The 15,635-nt window shown below is 59.4% G+C and carries 14 protein-coding genes and 1 pseudogene; 7 read left to right on the top strand and 8 right to left on the bottom strand.

Translation table 11 applies throughout. The features are described from left to right. Positions 1-12: 12 nt before the first annotated feature. The 3 genes from ABGT73_RS01080 to ABGT73_RS01070 all read right to left on the bottom strand — a co-directional run bounded on the left by ABGT73_RS01080 (position 13) and on the right by ABGT73_RS01070 (position 2,819). Complete coding sequence (locus ABGT73_RS01080) at positions 13-1,038, bottom strand: hypothetical protein (protein ID WP_346668003.1); 1,026 nt, start codon at positions 1,036-1,038, stop codon at positions 13-15. 133 nt (positions 1,039-1,171) lie between these two features. Beyond that, complete coding sequence (locus ABGT73_RS01075; RefSeq protein WP_346668002.1) at positions 1,172-1,939, bottom strand: hypothetical protein; 768 nt, start codon at positions 1,937-1,939, stop codon at positions 1,172-1,174. A gap of 85 nt (positions 1,940-2,024) precedes the next feature. After that, a complete protein-coding gene (locus ABGT73_RS01070) occupies positions 2,025-2,819 on the bottom strand; it encodes a hypothetical protein (RefSeq protein ID WP_346668001.1) in 795 nt (264 codons plus the stop codon). Between the two features lie 245 nt (positions 2,820-3,064). Here ABGT73_RS01070 and ABGT73_RS01065 point away from each other — a divergent pair. The 4 genes and pseudogenes from ABGT73_RS01065 to ABGT73_RS01050 all read left to right on the top strand — a co-directional run. After that, positions 3,065-3,379: pseudogene (locus tag ABGT73_RS01065) on the top strand (ABC transporter ATP-binding protein); the annotation flags it as partial. Continuing rightward, a complete protein-coding gene (locus ABGT73_RS01060; protein ID WP_346668000.1) occupies positions 3,372-4,166 on the top strand; it encodes an ABC transporter permease in 795 nt (264 codons plus the stop codon). The pseudogene ABGT73_RS01065 and the gene ABGT73_RS01060, both read left to right, overlap by 8 nt. 7 nt (positions 4,167-4,173) lie before the next feature. After that, the gene (locus ABGT73_RS01055; RefSeq protein ID WP_346667999.1) at positions 4,174-4,947 is read left to right on the top strand and encodes an ABC transporter permease; all 774 of its coding nucleotides are present in this window, start codon (positions 4,174-4,176) and stop codon (positions 4,945-4,947) included. Positions 4,948-5,137: 190 nt separating this feature from the next. Next, entirely contained in the window at positions 5,138-5,815 is a 678-nt protein-coding gene (locus tag ABGT73_RS01050; RefSeq protein ID WP_346667998.1) for a helix-turn-helix transcriptional regulator, read from the top strand. Between the two features lie 84 nt (positions 5,816-5,899). Here ABGT73_RS01050 and ABGT73_RS01045 read toward each other — a convergent pair whose 3' ends face one another. The 4 genes from ABGT73_RS01045 to ABGT73_RS01030 all read right to left on the bottom strand — a co-directional run bounded on the left by ABGT73_RS01045 (position 5,900) and on the right by ABGT73_RS01030 (position 7,967). Next, positions 5,900-6,568, bottom strand: a complete 669-nt coding sequence (locus ABGT73_RS01045) for a lysoplasmalogenase (protein ID WP_346667997.1) — start codon at positions 6,566-6,568, stop codon at positions 5,900-5,902. A 273-nt stretch (positions 6,569-6,841) separates the two neighbouring features. Then, positions 6,842-6,973 carry a hypothetical protein gene (locus ABGT73_RS01040; protein WP_346667996.1) on the bottom strand — a complete coding sequence of 44 codons (132 nt, stop codon included), beginning with the start codon at positions 6,971-6,973 and terminating at the stop codon, positions 6,842-6,844. 32 nt (positions 6,974-7,005) lie between these two features. After that, positions 7,006-7,482, bottom strand: coding sequence for a hypothetical protein (locus ABGT73_RS01035; protein WP_346667995.1), 477 nt, complete (start codon positions 7,480-7,482; stop codon positions 7,006-7,008). A gap of 263 nt (positions 7,483-7,745) precedes the next feature. Next, positions 7,746-7,967 carry a hypothetical protein gene (locus ABGT73_RS01030; protein WP_346667994.1) on the bottom strand — a complete coding sequence of 74 codons (222 nt, stop codon included), beginning with the start codon at positions 7,965-7,967 and terminating at the stop codon, positions 7,746-7,748. 1 nt (position 7,968) lies between these two features. Here ABGT73_RS01030 and ABGT73_RS01025 point away from each other — a divergent pair, with 1 nt between their 5' ends. Beyond that, the gene (locus ABGT73_RS01025) at positions 7,969-10,662 is read left to right on the top strand and encodes a GH36-type glycosyl hydrolase domain-containing protein (RefSeq protein WP_346667993.1); all 2,694 of its coding nucleotides are present in this window, start codon (positions 7,969-7,971) and stop codon (positions 10,660-10,662) included. A 21-nt stretch (positions 10,663-10,683) separates the two neighbouring features. After that, entirely contained in the window at positions 10,684-13,095 is a 2,412-nt protein-coding gene (locus ABGT73_RS01020) for a GH36-type glycosyl hydrolase domain-containing protein (protein WP_346667992.1), read from the top strand. A gap of 72 nt (positions 13,096-13,167) precedes the next feature. Here ABGT73_RS01020 and ABGT73_RS01015 read toward each other — a convergent pair whose 3' ends face one another. Further along, a complete protein-coding gene (locus tag ABGT73_RS01015) occupies positions 13,168-13,914 on the bottom strand; it encodes a helix-turn-helix transcriptional regulator (RefSeq protein WP_346667991.1) in 747 nt (248 codons plus the stop codon). 275 nt (positions 13,915-14,189) lie between these two features. Here ABGT73_RS01015 and ABGT73_RS01010 point away from each other — a divergent pair, with 275 nt between their 5' ends. Next, positions 14,190-15,599, top strand: a complete 1,410-nt coding sequence (locus ABGT73_RS01010) for an ABC transporter substrate-binding protein (RefSeq protein ID WP_346667990.1) — start codon at positions 14,190-14,192, stop codon at positions 15,597-15,599. Positions 15,600-15,635: the final 36 nt, after the last annotated feature.

The raw sequence follows: 15,635 nt of genomic DNA, 5'->3' as shown, positions 1-15,635 counted from the left end.
CCTGTTCACCCTTTATTGCTTGACCAATATGCCTTTGCTCATATCATAGACTGTTTGCATATTCGATACTTCCCCGGTAATGGAAACAAAATAAAGATCGTGGCACTGATCATATTGGTCAAGGACCTCATATTCTATGAACGGCTGGGATAGAATGCCTTCTCCCGGGAAAGCTGGGTCCAGGTAACGAGCGGCCCGATTTGGGTCATACGCATACAGCTCATAACAGGCATTTCGATCCAATTGATAGTATCTATTGTAATGAAGTGTTTGGAACGATATTGTATGCTGTCCGTCCGTATATACATAAATGCCTGGAGACGTGCTTTGTTCCTGAAGGTTCTCCAATCCTATATGCTGAGCGACCCGCCGCATAGCCTCCTGGGGAGAAAAGACTTCTTTTTCCTCCATGGCATCATAGTTTTTTCGCAGAGCTGTCAATTCGTAGTCCGTTATCCCTATCCATGCATTGACGATATCGGCGTTGTCTGGCAGAAACAGATAGATCTCTTTGGGCTGTGTGATGGTGGTCTCATTTTCCGGCAACTGGTCTTCAAAATAGACAACAATTTGCCATCCTGGTCTGCACTCATCCGCTTCTTTGCCGGAATACGAGTAGACCGAATGAAAGGGCAGCAATCCTTCGTGTTTTTTCCCCAGGCTGCCCTCGACCCGATACTCCCGCCCATCCGCATGAAAACAGATGTAGGAATCCTGAGGATAATCCGTAAAATGGCAATCGGTTACCACGCCGGACAGGTATTGGTCATGACTGGCCAGAGACCAAAAGTATTCCGGTGTGTTGTCCTCGCCTTTGACCGAGCTTTGAAATTCGGACGCGGCAGGCGAAGGGGTGGGCTGCGGTACAGAGGGGACCTCCTCCCACGTATTCTGCTGCAAATTGCTTTCCGCCGCCGCACTGCTTGCCGGATCCGGCAACGAGGACGCCGAAGACGAAGTATCGGAAATGCTGCATCCAGCCAGCAAACAGGCGCAAAGGGCCAAAGAAAGCGCCAAATATGCTTTTGCAAGCTTCATGTCTGCACCTCCTGTAAAGCTGGGAATACCATCGTTCATAGTTCTGCCGTCCATACATGGTCGCTCGGTATGTACACCGGGCAAGATACCACACGAGATAAAAAGGGGCTTCTGTTCATGGTGTTATTCGAAATCATTCAGTATCAATGGACTGCAGGCAGTAAACCGGCATTCCTTCTTCGCCTTCGGCACATACGAAGTGATAAATCAGGTGGGCTGTCTGGCCTGAAGCATCTTCATACTGGCTGTCACGTATTTCCACAGATACCGAGGCCTCTCCGGTTTTCTCATCGCAGGTCACCTCGGTTGTCGTGGCATCACTATACGGCAAAGAGGTCTCTTCGGTATAGTAACAGATGCCGTTCTGCGGCGCGCCAAACGGCCATTCCGTGATATCGGCAAGTGACAAATCCGAAAGTCCCAAACAATCCCCGGCAGTTTGCAGAAGATCACTCTCGGGTATTTCCCAAAAGTAGTTCTCGTTTTGTTCATAGCTGGCGCGGTTGTTTTCAAACGTCTGGTACAAAAGAAAGAAAGACAGATCGTAATCCAGCGGGATGTCTTTTGTAGTTGCTATAGGCTCATGAAAAAAGCGGCTCAGGTCCTGCGTATAGGATGCAAGATCCGATTCATCAACTGTTATTTCCTTCTGAGAAGTCAGAGCTTGAATTTGATCGTTGGAAGCGTCCGAAGTACCCTCCACGGCAACAGACTCCGATGACGGCGCTGCAGAAGAGATTGCGTCCTCCGCCTCTTGATTTGTATTTTCCGAGCTTGCCGAATCCGGCAATACCGATTGCGAGGATGTGGAAGATGCTGGTGCGGCTGGAATGCCGCATCCAGCCAGCAAACAGGCGCATAGCGCAAGAGAAAAAGTCGCGTTCACTTTTTGAAATTTCATAATCTGTTTCTCCTTCAATGTATCATGGTCAAAAGAAATCCCACGTGTTTTTGGTGTTTCCTGATTGCATCAGGGCGCATTTCTATTATGCCGGGGAAATCCCCTGAAAACGCAAGAAGTTTTTTCCCTCTTCTGATATTATCTGGTAAACCGCCTGGAACTGCCCAAAATCCTTCCGCTGGTCCCCTGCCGCATAGGCAAAGCTATCGGAATCCGTCAGACGGAAGGAGACAACTACGGAATCCCCCGTCATTTCAGCTGTAGCTTCCTGGGGGGAATATGGCGAATAGGGCAGGCCTGCCTCCAGATTGAAGTAGTATTCCGGTACAAAGCTATCATAACAGTCTGGCGCATCATAGGACCAATTCGATACACCGAAAAGCTGGTACGCGATGCTTTGCGCATCCGCCTCGGCAACATGGGCCACAAGGTTCGGATTCTGGGAATCAGGCTCGGTGATAGTTACAGCGGCGGCATAGGGATACCCTGATTCATCTTTATAACGGCTGAGTGTGGCAACGAACTGGAATATTTCCCGCTCGTTGAGCGCTGTGATGCCGACGCTTTCGTCGAAAGTATGCAGGCAGCAATTTACGATCTGATCCGTGAGAACCACCGCCTGCTGCTCCCACGCATCAGCTTCAGGCTCTGCATCGGCAGGAGGTTCCGCAGTGTCCTCCGATGGGCCAGAAGCGGAGGCCGCTTCTGTTGGTGCAGGTGCTTCTTCACTTTTTGATGCCACTTCTTCCTCACTCACAGATGCCGGCTGGGAAGAAGATGCTGCCGGTGAGCTGCTTTCCTCCTCCTGCTGCCCAAAAGTGCAGCCGCTGACACTGACAGCTAACATAAAGCAAGCCAAAAATACAGATAGATTTCTCATAAACCGTTCTCCTTCATAGACAAGTATCCATTCAGACACACGATGATGCAATACGCCAAACACAATAAAGACGGCAATAGATGTATGATCGCATTACTTCATGATTGCTTCAGCAAATACGACCATTGTTCAACCTATACTAAATCCAGTGTAGCATTATAACAACACTTATTCAACACAGAAGCCAAAAAATATCAACAATTTACATTTATGGCAAAGCAAAAAGCACAAATCTCAAATGTTCTATCAGCATTCTCGATCACGGTGTCCTGCTGGAGGAGGAGAGCCTGGCTGTACTGGAACAGAACAGCCGCAAGCACATCCGTTTTGCGGTGTCGGATACCGCCCGGGCAGCCGCCATTCTGGAACGGCAGTTCCAGGAGACCGCCTTTTCCATCCAGGACGACCACATCCTGCGGCTGTACAATCTGGATGTGTCGGCAGGCAAAATGGTCACCGCCTTTGTGAAGAACGGGCTGGAAGTGTCGGAGGTCTGCACCTGCGAAGAAAGCCTGGAAGACCATTTCAAACAGGTGACGGGAGGTGAGGGCATTGCGTAAACTGGTCTGGTGCGAACTGTACAAGCTCAAACGCAGCAAAAGCCTTCTGCTCCTGACTTCCCTGGCCCTGCTTTTTCCGGCGGCCCTCACAGTGTTTACAAGATCCAGTCTGGCGGATGCCGCGGACATAACAGATTTTCATGCTTTCTATGACAGTCTGGTCAACTATACGCTGGCCTACGGCGCCATGTTGCTGCTGCCCTGCCTGTTTGGCTGCATTGGCGCCCTTCTCTTCTTTTCGGAGCGGGACTGCGACACCTTCAAGAATCTGCAGGCGATCCCCGTCACACGGAACCAGCTGATCTTCGCCAAGCTGGGTGTTTTGTATCTGTGGTCGGAACTCTACGCCCTCTGTTCGGGACTGGCCGTCACCCTTTTCTGCTTTGTGCTGGAACCGCGCACCCTCTACGATGTGCCGTTCAAGCTGGTCTGTTTCCTCCTTGCGGGAATCACCATGGCTACGGTCTCCCTGCCGGTCGTGGTGCTGGTAATCTACAGCAACCAGAGCTATCTGTTGTCGCTGCTGCTCTCCTTTTTGTATGCCGTCGTCAACTGGCTGCTGCTGATCCTCTTTGCCTCCCATGAGGCCCTTTCCCTCTGGCTGCCGCTGCTGAACGGGCTCATGTTCGTATCCCGGCTTCTGGCATGGCGAAAGGCGGCGCTGGGTCTGGCATCGCTGACGCCGCCGCCATCGGGCGCCTATCTGCGGGTGGTCCTCTACCTTTTGTTTATTTTTGGGGTCTGCGTCCTTTTGCTGGTACGCTTTTATAAGAAATGGTCGAGGTGATGACCGAATGCATGTTGTGCTTGCCGAACTCAGAAAACTCAGACGATACGGCATGGTCAAGGCAGGATGCCTTGTGACGATCCTGGCGGCTTTGTACGGCTTTGCCCCGGCGCTGGCCCGCGACGGGGTGCAAAAGACCTTTCCGCTGGTGATGAACAATCTTCTGGAGAGCAACTGTATCTACTTTTTCCCCGCCATGATCGTCCTGATTGGCGGCTGTATGGCCCGCCGGGAATATACCGACGATACCCTGAAAAACCTCCTGACCGTTCCTCTCTCCCTCCGGCGGCTTCTGCTGGGCAAACTGGCGGTGCTCTTTTTCATGACGGCGGGGTTCAGCGTCCTCAGTTTCCTGCTGGGGACCGCCCTGTGTTTTGCCATGGGGCTGCCCGATGCCGCCCTGCCCGTCCTTGCAGAATGGCTGGCCCGGATCGTGGCAGGAAACCTGCTGGTGTTCGTGGCGGTGCTTCCCCTTACCATCCTAGCCTCCCTGTTTGTGGAGGGGGTGTATGCCTGCACCGCGTCGGCATTCGTCTACGGATTTTTTGCTTCCATGGAAGCCGCCATGCTGAATTATTACCCGGCCAAGGCGGTGCTGATCCTGGTGGACCCCCGATGCGGCGCCGGCTACGATTTTGTGCACTATTCCCCGGCGTCCGCTGCCCTCACGCTGCTGGCGGTCCTGGTGGGTTCGGTGGTGCTTTTTGCCCTTGTGCATCCGGGCCAAGGGCTGAACAAAGTAAAATCACCGAAAAAGGTTGCCCGGGCCAAGGGCTGGTGAGGGGAAGCCCGGTTTTGCCGCGCTGCGGCACAAAAAGAGACCGGGCCTTGATGGCTGCGGGGGCAAAGAAGAGATTTTCTCCTTTTTCTGGCCGATTTTGCCGCAAAAAGCAGGCCGCAACGAAGCATTGCGTGACAAATACGCCCTCTCCTGGTATGATGGAATCAGAAAACACGGGAGGTGAACCAGTATGATCGGACGGAATTGCAAGCGGCTGCGCCAGCGCGCAGGACTGACCCAGGAAGAGCTGGCGGAGCGGCTCCATGTGACCCGGCAGGCTGTGTCCGCCTGGGAGACCGAGAAGAACCGTCTGGACGCCGAGACACTGGTCGTCCTGGCGGAGGCGCTGGGCGCCGATGTTCAGGAGCTGCTCTACGGCCCCGGCGTGGTGCAGGCCCCCTTCGCCCGGTACCAGCGGCGGTATCGGGTGTGCACGGCGATCTCCGCTGTGGTGGTGATCGCCTGGCTGATTATGGAGGTAACCCTGAAGCCCTATCTCATCCGTCAAGCGGCCCAGACCTTCATTCCGTATCCCAGTATAGCCTATTTCCTGGCCGTGCCTGCTCTGGGAGTTCTGGGACTGGGCTGCCTGATCCCCTCCCTGGCCTCTCTCTGGGTGGACATCCGGGTCCGCAACATCCCGGCACGACGTGTACTGCTGGTTCTGGGACTTGTGGGCCTGTGTTACTACCTTGTATGGCTGACCATCTATCTGGGCCTGTGGCCCGTTTTTCTCTACGACTTGAAACCCGTGCAGTTTCTCGTGGGGCATTGGTTTCTCCCTCTGTTCACGGGGGACCATGAGCTGTTCCGGCTGGGCCCCCTCTTTTTCTCCGGCGGGTTTTTGTTCCTGGCCCTGAACCGCTGATGCCGTTACAGAAGAACCGAAAAGGCCGGTCAACCGAATGGTTGGCCGGCCTTTTCGTATATCCTTAATAAAGTGTCTCCGTTCTCAGAACGCGAGGCTGACAGCGATGAAGAACATGGCATAGTAGTAGGTCAAAAGATTGGCCACATGCACGGCGGGGTGCCGGGAAGGGTAAAAATACAAAAACAGGATCAAGAGATCGGAGATCCAGAAGAGCGCCGCCCCGGCCAGCACCAGAAAGCACCAGGGCTGCCCCATGCCAACGGCCAGCTGCAGTCCCTTGCCCAGCAGCGCCGAGACAAAGGCTGCGTAAACCACCACGCAGGGGCGCATCCGCCCGGTCTGCATGCCCGGCAGGGCGGACAGCACCGCCACACCGACCGCCCCCAGCACCGCGGCCAGCGGCACCGGCCAGCCCATGGGCTGCAGCCGGCACAGGCCCCACACAAACAGGGCGTGCCCGGCCAGAAAGGCCCCCAGCCCCGCCAGAAACAACCTAGGACGGCGCAGGTGGTTGTAGAGCGCCAGCATCACATCCCCCGCCACACAGCACAGCAGCGCCGGCAGCAAATGCCAGAAAGCTTCAGGACGGCTGCCCAGGGCAGCGCACACCGCCGCCACAGCCACAAAGCAGAGGCTGCACAGTATTTTTTCGGGCAGATAGCCCCGCCCCGGCAGGCGCAGCCGCCGCACCAGCAGCCCCAGGGCGGCGGTGTAGGCCGCGCCCATTCCCACGATGTATGGTATGTTCACCGGCCGCGCCCCCTTTGCATTGCTTCCCCTTCAGTATAGGCAAAAAACGCCGGGCCGTCAATTTGTGCCCTGCCCAAAAATCCGGCAGAACTTTTGGAGGCCCTGGGGGAGCCCCGGTTTCAGGGACTGCACCAGAGAATTCCTCCCTGACCAAAGACAAAAACACTGCGGTGGAATTGCTTTGAACTGCCCCAGAATTAGTAGACATGAATAAAAAGACCCTCGTGTAGTGGGGTGAACTGCTTCAGCCGCAGAGGCGTCAGTTCTGTCAGCTCATATCTTCCCAGGCGAGGCAGGATCGTATTCTGCAGCAGCCCCTGATAGGACTTGTGCGGTCCTGTAGGAACCGGCATAGGACGCCTGCCAGGCGGCAAACCAGTCCTGCGCCCATTGTTTCAATTTCATAGGAGGCCTCCCGGAGTCTTTTCACCAGAATACTACGGTTTATCGTTCTTTGCAAGCGAGTCCTGCTCTGTCGCACCCTCCAAAGAATCCTCCCGCAGCGCGGCCAGCTGCTGCCGGAACATTCCCTGCAGTTCCTGCCAGACCTGCGGGTTCTTGAGCGACGGCGACGGCTGTTTCAGCTCCCTGTCCAGGTCCGCAACCGCCACCGACAGCGTCTTTTCATCCAATATCCCGCAGCGATGACGGAGATACCGGATGACCGCCTCACTCTCCTTGTCTTCGGCGTGCATGGCGTAGCGGAGCGCGCAGTTGATCACCGACCCGAAGTCCTCCGTGTGGAACGGATCCAGCCAGGCGGACGGGCAGAGGACGAGATCATCCTTGCCCTCATCGGTGATGACCAGACCGATGTTCTCCCGGAGCACGCGGTCCAGCACGGCGTCCAGATTGTCTGCCAGTTCCTGGCGGGAGATGCGTTCCATCGTTTCGGTGGATGGTAAATTCGTCATGGCAGCATGCCTCCTGCCCTTCTGTTTCCTGCCCCCCCGGAGAGGCTGCCCTTCGGGGTTTGTTTCTGTTCTCATTATAGCATCCGGGGCAGGTCATAACAGGGACTTTCAAAAAATATATTTTCCTCCGAAAGTAACGTTGCCTTTGCGGGGGCAAACGAGGTATCGCCTCTATTCGATACAAGCCAATCCATTGACAAAACAGAAAAGATACAAAAGCATAATCCACGGATATAAAGTCAAGATTCCAACGCCTCTGTTCTTCAATCCATCCATATTTTATTCTTTTCTTGTGCTTTTTGTTGAGTTTTTTTCATAAAGCCGCCGCAAAAACAGGTTTTTTTGCACAATGTCATGAATCTGATATTTTTGCCCGCTTTGTTGTTTTTCGCTTCCGGAAATTTCGCTATGATGATACTAAAGAAAGACTCGCGGCAGTTTGTCCGGCCCTGCCGGACGCAGAAAAACAACAAGGAGGGATTCACCTTGCAGCATCCTCATTTTATCGATGCGGACGGCAGTTTCACACTGGACCGCCCCGAAGAGATCAGCCAGCTGTATTTCCCGCTGGCTTCCGAAGCCGGGCTGAAGAGCTGTGTTTCACCGGACCTGGGCGGCGACGCCAAGCTGGACCAGGAGACCTTTCTGCTGGAGCCGGTGAGTGTGGAAAACCTGCACAACAACCGCTCCACCCGGAATTTCTGGCTGGCGGGGGCGAACGGCACCGCCCTTTCGCTGACCGGCGCGTCGGCGGCCCAGCAGGCGGTGAAGTTCACCCCCGCCCAGGACGACAGCCGCCTGACGGCGGGCTTTATGTGGCACACTCTGGAACGCACACTGAAACCGGCGGGGGTGCATGCCACCCTGACCAGCTTTGTGCCGGTGAGGGACAATGTGGAAGTGCTCAGCGTCACGGTGGAAAACATCACCGACAGCACCCTCACCTTCACCCCCTACGGGGCGGTGCCCCTCTACGGCCGCAGCGCCGACAACCTGCGGGACCACCGCAACGTGACCTCCATGCTCCACCGCATCCGCACCACCGTCCACGGGGTGCGGGTCTGCCCCACCATGTCCTTTGACGAGCGGGGCCACCGGCCCAACCAAAAAGTCTACTATCTGCTGGGCTACGGCGCCGACGGCCAGGCCCCGGCAGCCTTCTACCCCACGGTGGAGGAGTTCATCGGGGAGGGCGGCAGCTTCACCCATCCCCGGGCGGTGCTGGAAAACTACCCCGGCGTGCCGGCGGGAGCCTGCCGCGCCGGACGGGAGGCCATGGGCGCCTTCCGCTTTGCTCCCCTGACCCTGGCCCCCGGTGCCTCGGCCCGGTACATCCTGCTGCTGGGGGTGGAGGAGAGCGACAAGGCCATCGACCGGCTCTTTGCCCGGTATGACACCGCCGCCAAGGTGGACGCCGCCCTGGCCGAGACCCGCCGCTACTGGAAGGAAAAGGTCAACGTGGCCTTTGCCACCGGCGACGCCGACGGCGACCGGCTGATGAAGTGGGTCTGCTTCCAGCCCTACCTGCGGCGGCTCTTCGGCTGCTCCTTCCTGCCCCACCACGACTACGGCCGGGGCGGCCGGGGCTGGCGGGACCTGTGGCAGGACTGCCTTTCCCTGCTGCTCATGGAACCCGGTCAGGTGGGCCGGATGATCGAGGCCAACTTCGGCGGCGTGCGGGTGGACGGCACCAACGCCACCATCATCGGCGCCGGGGACGGCAACTTCATCGCCGACCGCAACGGCATTGCCCGGGTCTGGATGGACCACGCCCTCTGGCCCCAGATGACCACCCAGCTCTATCTGGACCAGACCGGCGACCTGGCCCTGCTGGACCGCAAGGCCCCCTACTTCAAGGACCCCCAGGCGATGCGGGGCAACGGCATCGACGAGGCCTGGGCCCCCGAACAAGGCAGCTGGCAGCGCACCGAAGCCGGGGAGGTCTACCGCGGCACCCTGCTGGAACACCTGCTGCTCCAGCAGCTCACCGCCTTCTACGACGTGGGCGAACACAACCTCTACCGCCTGCGGGGAGCCGACTGGAACGACGCCCTGGATATGGCCGCCGACCGCGGCGAGAGCGTGGCCTTCACCTGCGCCTACGCGGGCAATCTGCGGACGCTGGCGGCCCTGCTCCGCCAGCTGGACGGGCGCAGCCCCGGCGGCGAAGCGGAGCTGATGGAGGAACTGACGGTGCTGCTGCGCCCCGGCCAGGACTACGACGACCGGGAAGGCAAGCGGGCACTGCTGGGACAGTACCTGGAGCGCTGCCGCCACACCCTGAGCGGCCGCACCGTGCGGGTGCCCCTGACCGACCTGGCCGACGACCTGGAAAAGCGGGCGGACTGGCTCACCGGCCATCTGCGCCGCCAGGAATGGATCGACGGCGGCGAGGAGGGCTGGTTCAACAGCTACTACGACAACGACGGCCAGCGGGTGGAAGGGTTCTTCCCCGCCGGTGTGCGGATGATGCTCACCGGGCAGGTCTTTGCCGTCATGGGCGGGGTGGCCGACGAGGAACAGGTGCGCCGCATCGTGCGCAGCGCCGACCACTACCTCTACCGCCCCGAGATCGGCGGCTACCGGCTGAACACCGATTTCGGCGAACTGAAATTCAACCTGGGCCGGATGTTCGGCTTTGCCTACGGCGAGAAGGAGAACGGCGCCGTCTTCAGCCACATGACGGTGATGTACGCCAACGCCCTCTACCGCCGGGGCTTTGCCAGGGAGGGCTGGAAGGCCCTGAAAACCCTGGCCGACGCCGCCCTGCACTTTGAGACCAGCCGCATCTACCCTGGCATTCCCGAATACTTCTCCACCGACGGGCGGGGGGTCTACCACTACCTCACCGGCGCGGCCAGCTGGTTCATGCTGACGATGATCACCCAGGCCTTCGGCGTCCGGGGCGAGGCCGGCGACCTGCTGCTGGCCCCCCAGCTCACCGCCGAACAGTTTGATGAAACCGGCACCGCCGAACTGCGGCTGACTTTTGCGGGCCGCCCGCTGACGGTGCGCTACCATAACGCCGCCCGCAAGGAGGCCGGCAGCTACCGCCTGGGCGAAGTGCGGTGCGGCGACACCGCCGTGACCCCCGGCGCCGACGGCACCGTGAAGCTGCCCCGCGCCCTGGTAGAGCAGCTGCCCGCCGAGGGCGGCCTGATCACGGCGGAACTGGTATAAAAACAAGGAGGATTCTTCCTGATGCAATACGGATATTTTGACGATGCCCACCGGGAGTATGTGGTCCAGCGCCCCGATACCCCCGCCCCCTGGGTAAACTATCTCGGCTCGCCGGAGTACGGCGCCATCATCTCCAACAACGCCGGCGGCTACAGCTTTGCCAAGTCCGGCGCCAACGGCCGCATCCTGCGCTATGTCTTCAACCAGTTTGACCGCCCCGGCCGGTACCTCTACCTGCGGGACAACGCCAGCGGGGATTTCTGGTCGGCTTCCTGGCAGCCGGTGGGCAAGGACCTGCAGGACTACGCCTGCGAATGCCGCCACGGCATGGGCTACACCCGGATGCTCTCCGACTATGCGGGCATCCACGCCGAAGCGGTCTACTATGTGCCCAAGGACAGCGCCCATGAAGTCTGGGAGCTGACGGTGACCAACACCACCGACGCCCCCCGGGAACTGACCCTGACCGGCTACGCGGAATTCACCAACCACAACAACTACGAGCAGGACCAGGTGAATCTGCAGTATTCCCTCTTCATCAGCCGGACGCTGTTTGCGGGCAACCGCATCACCCAGCAGATCCACGGCAACCTGGACGCCCAGCCCGCCGACGAACTGGTGGACGGCAAGAACGTCACCGAACGGTTCTTCGGGCTGGCGGGTGCCGAAGTGGCCAGCTACTGCGGCGACAAGGAAGCCTTCCTGGGCCGCTACCATGACTACGGCGACCCCCAGGGCGTGGCATCCGGCGGCCTGGGCAACGTTCTGAGCTACAACGAGAACGCCTGCGGCGCCCTCTCCTGCGTGGTGAAGCTTGCCCCCGGCGAAAGCCGCACCGTGGCCTTCCTTTTGGGGATGAAGCCCTCCGAGGAAGCCGCCGCCCTGGTGGCGGGCTACGCCGACCCCGCCCCCCGCTGTGCCGCCGAGGTGGAGGCCCTGAAGCAGGACTGGTACGGACGGCTGGACCATCTGCAGGTCCACACCCCCGACGATGCCTTCAATACGATGATCAACACCTGGAACGCCTACAACTGCTTCATCACCTTTGTGTGGAGCCGGGCGGCGTCGCTCATCTACTGCGGCCTGCGCAACGGCTACGGCTACCGGGATACGGTGCAGGACATCCAGGGCATCATCCATCTGGAACCGGCCATGGCCAAGGAGAAGATCCGGTTCATGCTCTCCGCCCAGGTGGACAACGGCGGCGGTCTGCCTCTTGTAAAATTCACCCACAACCCCGGCCATGAGGATACCCCCGACGATGCCTCCTATGTGGCGGAGACCGGCCACCCGGCCTACCGCGCCGACGACGCGCTGTGGCTCTTCCCCACCGTCTACAAGTATGTGGCCGAGACGGGGGACAAAGCCTTCCTGGACGAAGTCATCCCCTTTGCCAACAGGGACGAGGGCACCGTCTACGAACACCTGAAGCGGGCGGTGCAGTTCTCGCTGGATCATCTGGGTCCCCACGGCCTGCCCGCCGGTCTCTACGCCGACTGGAACGACTGCCTGCGGCTGGGTGCCAACGGCGAGTCCACCTTTGTGGCGCTGCAGTTCTACTATGCCCTCGAGATCCTGCGCCGGTTTGCCGCCGACCGGGGGGACGAGGCCGCCTGCCGCCATCTGGAAGAAACGATGACCGACACCGCCCGGAAGATCCAGGACCTTTGCTGGGACGGCGACCGGTTCATCCGCGGCTTTACCGAGGAAGGCCAGCGCATCGGCGCCGCCGCCGACCCGGAGGCCAACCTCTGGCTGAACCCCCAGAGCTGGGCGGTCATCAGCGGGCTGGCGGACAAGGACCAGGCCGACCGGGCCATGGCCCAGGTCTACGACCGGCTGAACACCGCCTACGGCGCGGTGCTCATGGACCCGCCCTACCACGCCCATGCCTTTGAGGGCGCCCTGGCGGTGATCTACAACCCCGGCACCAAGGAAAATGCCGGCATCTTCTCCCAGTCCCAGGGGTGGCTGATCCTGGCCGAAGCCCTCTGCGGCCACGGGGACCGGGCCTTCACCTACTTTACCGAGAACGCCCCCGCCGCCCAGAACGACCGGGCGGAAGTGCGCCGCCTGGAGCCCTACTGCTACGGCCAGTTCACCGAGGGCCCGGCCAGCGCCCACTTCGGCCGCTCCCAGGTGCACTGGCTCACCGGCACGGCGTCCACCGTCATGGTGGGCTGCGTGGAGGGCATCCTGGGCCTGCGCCCCGACCTGAACGGTCTGCGGCTGGCCCCCGCGGTGCCTTCCGGCTGGAAGAGCTTTACCATGGACAAGGACTTCCGGGGCAAGAAGCTGCACATCCGGGTGGAAAATCCCCAGGGCAAGGAGAGCGGCTTTGCCAGCCTGACCCTCAACGGGGAGGCCCTGCCCGACAACTACCTGCCTGCTGACAAGCTGCAGGCCGAAAACGACATCCTGCTGGTGCTGTGATCTCTCTTGCCCGGCACCCGCTCTAAAGAAACAGCCCCCGCTGTACGGCGGGGGCTGTTTCTTATGCGTTTTTCAGTCGTCCCAGGGGTTCAGGCGGCATTCGTCCCGGTACTTCTTGGGGGTCATGCCGGTGACCTCCCGGAACTGCTGGATGAAATGGCTCTGGGAGGAAAAGGCCAGCTGGTTGGCAATGTCGATGAGGGAACTGTCGCTGAACCGCAGCAGGTTCTTGGCCATCTCGATCTTCTGCTGGCGGATGTAGGCCGACACCGACATGCCGGTCTCCTTTTTGAACAGCCGGGAGAGATAGCTGGCCGACACCCCCAGCTCGTCGGCCAGGTCCTCGATGGTGATCCGCTCCTTGATGTGGGCGTAGATGTACTCCTTGCCTGCGTTGATATGTTTGGAGTTGGTGCCGCTGCGCAGGTTTTTGCGCATCTTTTTGGTGTAATCCATCACCATCTCGTCATGCAGGGCGCAGACCTCGTCCTCGGTATGCAGATCGTCCAGTTTCTGAATGTAAAAATCGCTGAGGCGGAAGGCCTGTTCCAGTTCCATGCCGTGCTGGCCGCACAGCCGGGTGACCATGGCCGTGGTGATGACAAAATGGTATTTCAGATTCATCACCGGGTCCCGGGAAAGCTGGCCTACGCCCTCCCCTTCCCGGAAGCGGCCCAGCTCGCAATTATGGCGCACATAGTCCACATCGCCGTCGGCCACCGCCCGGTAGAACTGGTATTCTTCGCTGGGATCCCGGTGTTCAATTTCATCCACTTCATCGTTGGCTTCCAGAAGCAGCCATTCCTTTTGGTAACTCATCTTACACCCGCTTTCTGTGGCGCCGTCCGCTGCCGCCCTCTGGCCGTCAGCGGGGAACTCTCTGCTCCCATTATACTACCAAGCCCCCGCACCCGCAACGGTCCGGGGGCCTTTCTTATGTCAAAAAGCCGCATTTTGGACAAAAAGCAGTCATGGATTTGATATTTTTTGTTTGATTCTAATATATCCCAACGTTCACTTCACGCTATAATAGGGTCACACTAAGGGATTCGGTACTCCATGCGGGAGTACCAGCAAAGTAGGAGGTTATCTGCATGAAAAAACGCGTTGTTTCTCTTCTGATGGCCACAGCCATCAGCGCCAGCCTGCCGGCCGCCTGCGGCGGCAGCAGCGCCGGTTCGTCCGCCGCCACCGGCGAGACCGGCGGGGATGCTGCGGCCACCGGCGGCACCGAGGGCGCCGTCATCAACATCTACAGCTGGAACGACGAGTTCCGCACCCGTCTGGAAGCCGTTTACCCCGAGGTGGAGAGCACCTCCGACGACGGCACCGTCACCAAGCTGAAGGACGGCACCGAAATTCACTGGGTCATCAACCCCAACCAGGACGGCGTCTACCAGCAGAAGCTGGACGAGGCCCTGCTGAACCAGGCCACCGCCGCCGATGACGACAAGGTGGACATCTTCCTGTCTGAGACCGACTACGTCTTCAAGTACACCGATGCCGACGCCGACGTGGCCATGCCGCTGACCGACCTGGGCATCGACCCCGACACCGACCTGGCCGACCAGTACCCCTTCACCAAGACCACCGCCTCCGACCAGAACGGCGTGCAGCGCGGCTCCACCTGGCAGTGCTGCCCGGGCCTGCTGGTCTACCGCCGGGACATCGCCAAGGATGTCTTCGGCACCGATGACCCCGCTGCCGTGGGCGAAAAGGTCAAGGACTGGGATACCCTGAAAGCCACCGCCGCGGAACTGAAGGCCAAGGGCTACTACACCTTCGCCTCCTACGCCGACACCTTCCGCCTGTACGGCAACAGCATCTCCCAGCCCTGGGTGACCGCCGGGGAAACCACCGTCAAGGTGGATCCCCAGATCATGAACTGGATCAAGGATTCCAAGGAATGGCTGGATGCCGGCTACTTCGACAAGACCGTCAAGGGCCAGTGGAACGATGACTGGAACAAGTCCATGAGCTCCTCCTCCAAGGTCTTTGCCTTCCTGCTGCCTGCCTGGGGCATCGACTTCACCCTGACCCCCAACTGGGACGGCGAGACCGGCGCCTGGGGCGTCACCAATCCCCCGCAGGAATACAACTGGGGCGGTTCCTACATCCATGCCGCTACCGGCACCGACAACCCCCAGCACGTGAAGGACATCATCCTGGCCCTCACCGCCAACAAGGACAACCTGATCAAGATCTCCCGCGATTATCAGGACTTCACCAACACCGTCAGCGGCATGCAGGAAGCGGCTACCGACGCCTCCTTCGCCTCTGAGTTCCTGGGCGGCCAGAACGCCTACGAGTACTTTGCCCCTGTTGCCGAGAACATCAAGATCGCGCCGCTGTCCTCCTATGACCAGGGCTGCGTGGAGCTGATCCAGAACGCCTTCAGCGACTACTTCCAGGGCAACGTGGATTACGACCGCGCCAAGGCCAACTTTGAGACCGCCATCAAGGAGCGCTACCCCGACATCACCGAGATCCAGTGGGCGGAGTGATCCTGCCTCAAACAGACTACGGAATGAAAACCGGCT

The sequence above is a fragment of the uncultured Subdoligranulum sp. genome (genome assembly GCF_963931595.1).
In the GTDB taxonomy this organism is placed as follows: domain Bacteria; phylum Bacillota; class Clostridia; order Oscillospirales; family Ruminococcaceae; genus Gemmiger.
The sequence above is the reverse complement of the archived record's forward strand: the minus strand, read 5'-3'. Positions and strand labels throughout refer to the sequence as shown.

Coding starts and splice junctions, on each gene's coding strand:
- ABGT73_RS01050 (WP_346667998.1), top strand. CDS start 5,138: ATGATCGGACGGAATTGCAAGCGGCTGCGCCAGCGCGCAGGACTGACC.
- ABGT73_RS01010 (WP_346667990.1), top strand. CDS start 14,190: ATGAAAAAACGCGTTGTTTCTCTTCTGATGGCCACAGCCATCAGCGCC.
- ABGT73_RS01070 (WP_346668001.1), bottom strand. CDS start 2,819: ATGAGAAATCTATCTGTATTTTTGGCTTGCTTTATGTTAGCTGTCAGT.
- ABGT73_RS01035 (WP_346667995.1), bottom strand. CDS start 7,482: ATGACGAATTTACCATCCACCGAAACGATGGAACGCATCTCCCGCCAG.
- ABGT73_RS01075 (WP_346668002.1), bottom strand. CDS start 1,939: ATGAAATTTCAAAAAGTGAACGCGACTTTTTCTCTTGCGCTATGCGCC.
- ABGT73_RS01080 (WP_346668003.1), bottom strand. CDS start 1,038: ATGAAGCTTGCAAAAGCATATTTGGCGCTTTCTTTGGCCCTTTGCGCC.
- ABGT73_RS01055 (WP_346667999.1), top strand. CDS start 4,174: ATGCATGTTGTGCTTGCCGAACTCAGAAAACTCAGACGATACGGCATG.
- ABGT73_RS01020 (WP_346667992.1), top strand. CDS start 10,684: ATGCAATACGGATATTTTGACGATGCCCACCGGGAGTATGTGGTCCAG.
- ABGT73_RS01015 (WP_346667991.1), bottom strand. CDS start 13,914: ATGAGTTACCAAAAGGAATGGCTGCTTCTGGAAGCCAACGATGAAGTG.
- ABGT73_RS01040 (WP_346667996.1), bottom strand. CDS start 6,973: ATGAAATTGAAACAATGGGCGCAGGACTGGTTTGCCGCCTGGCAGGCG.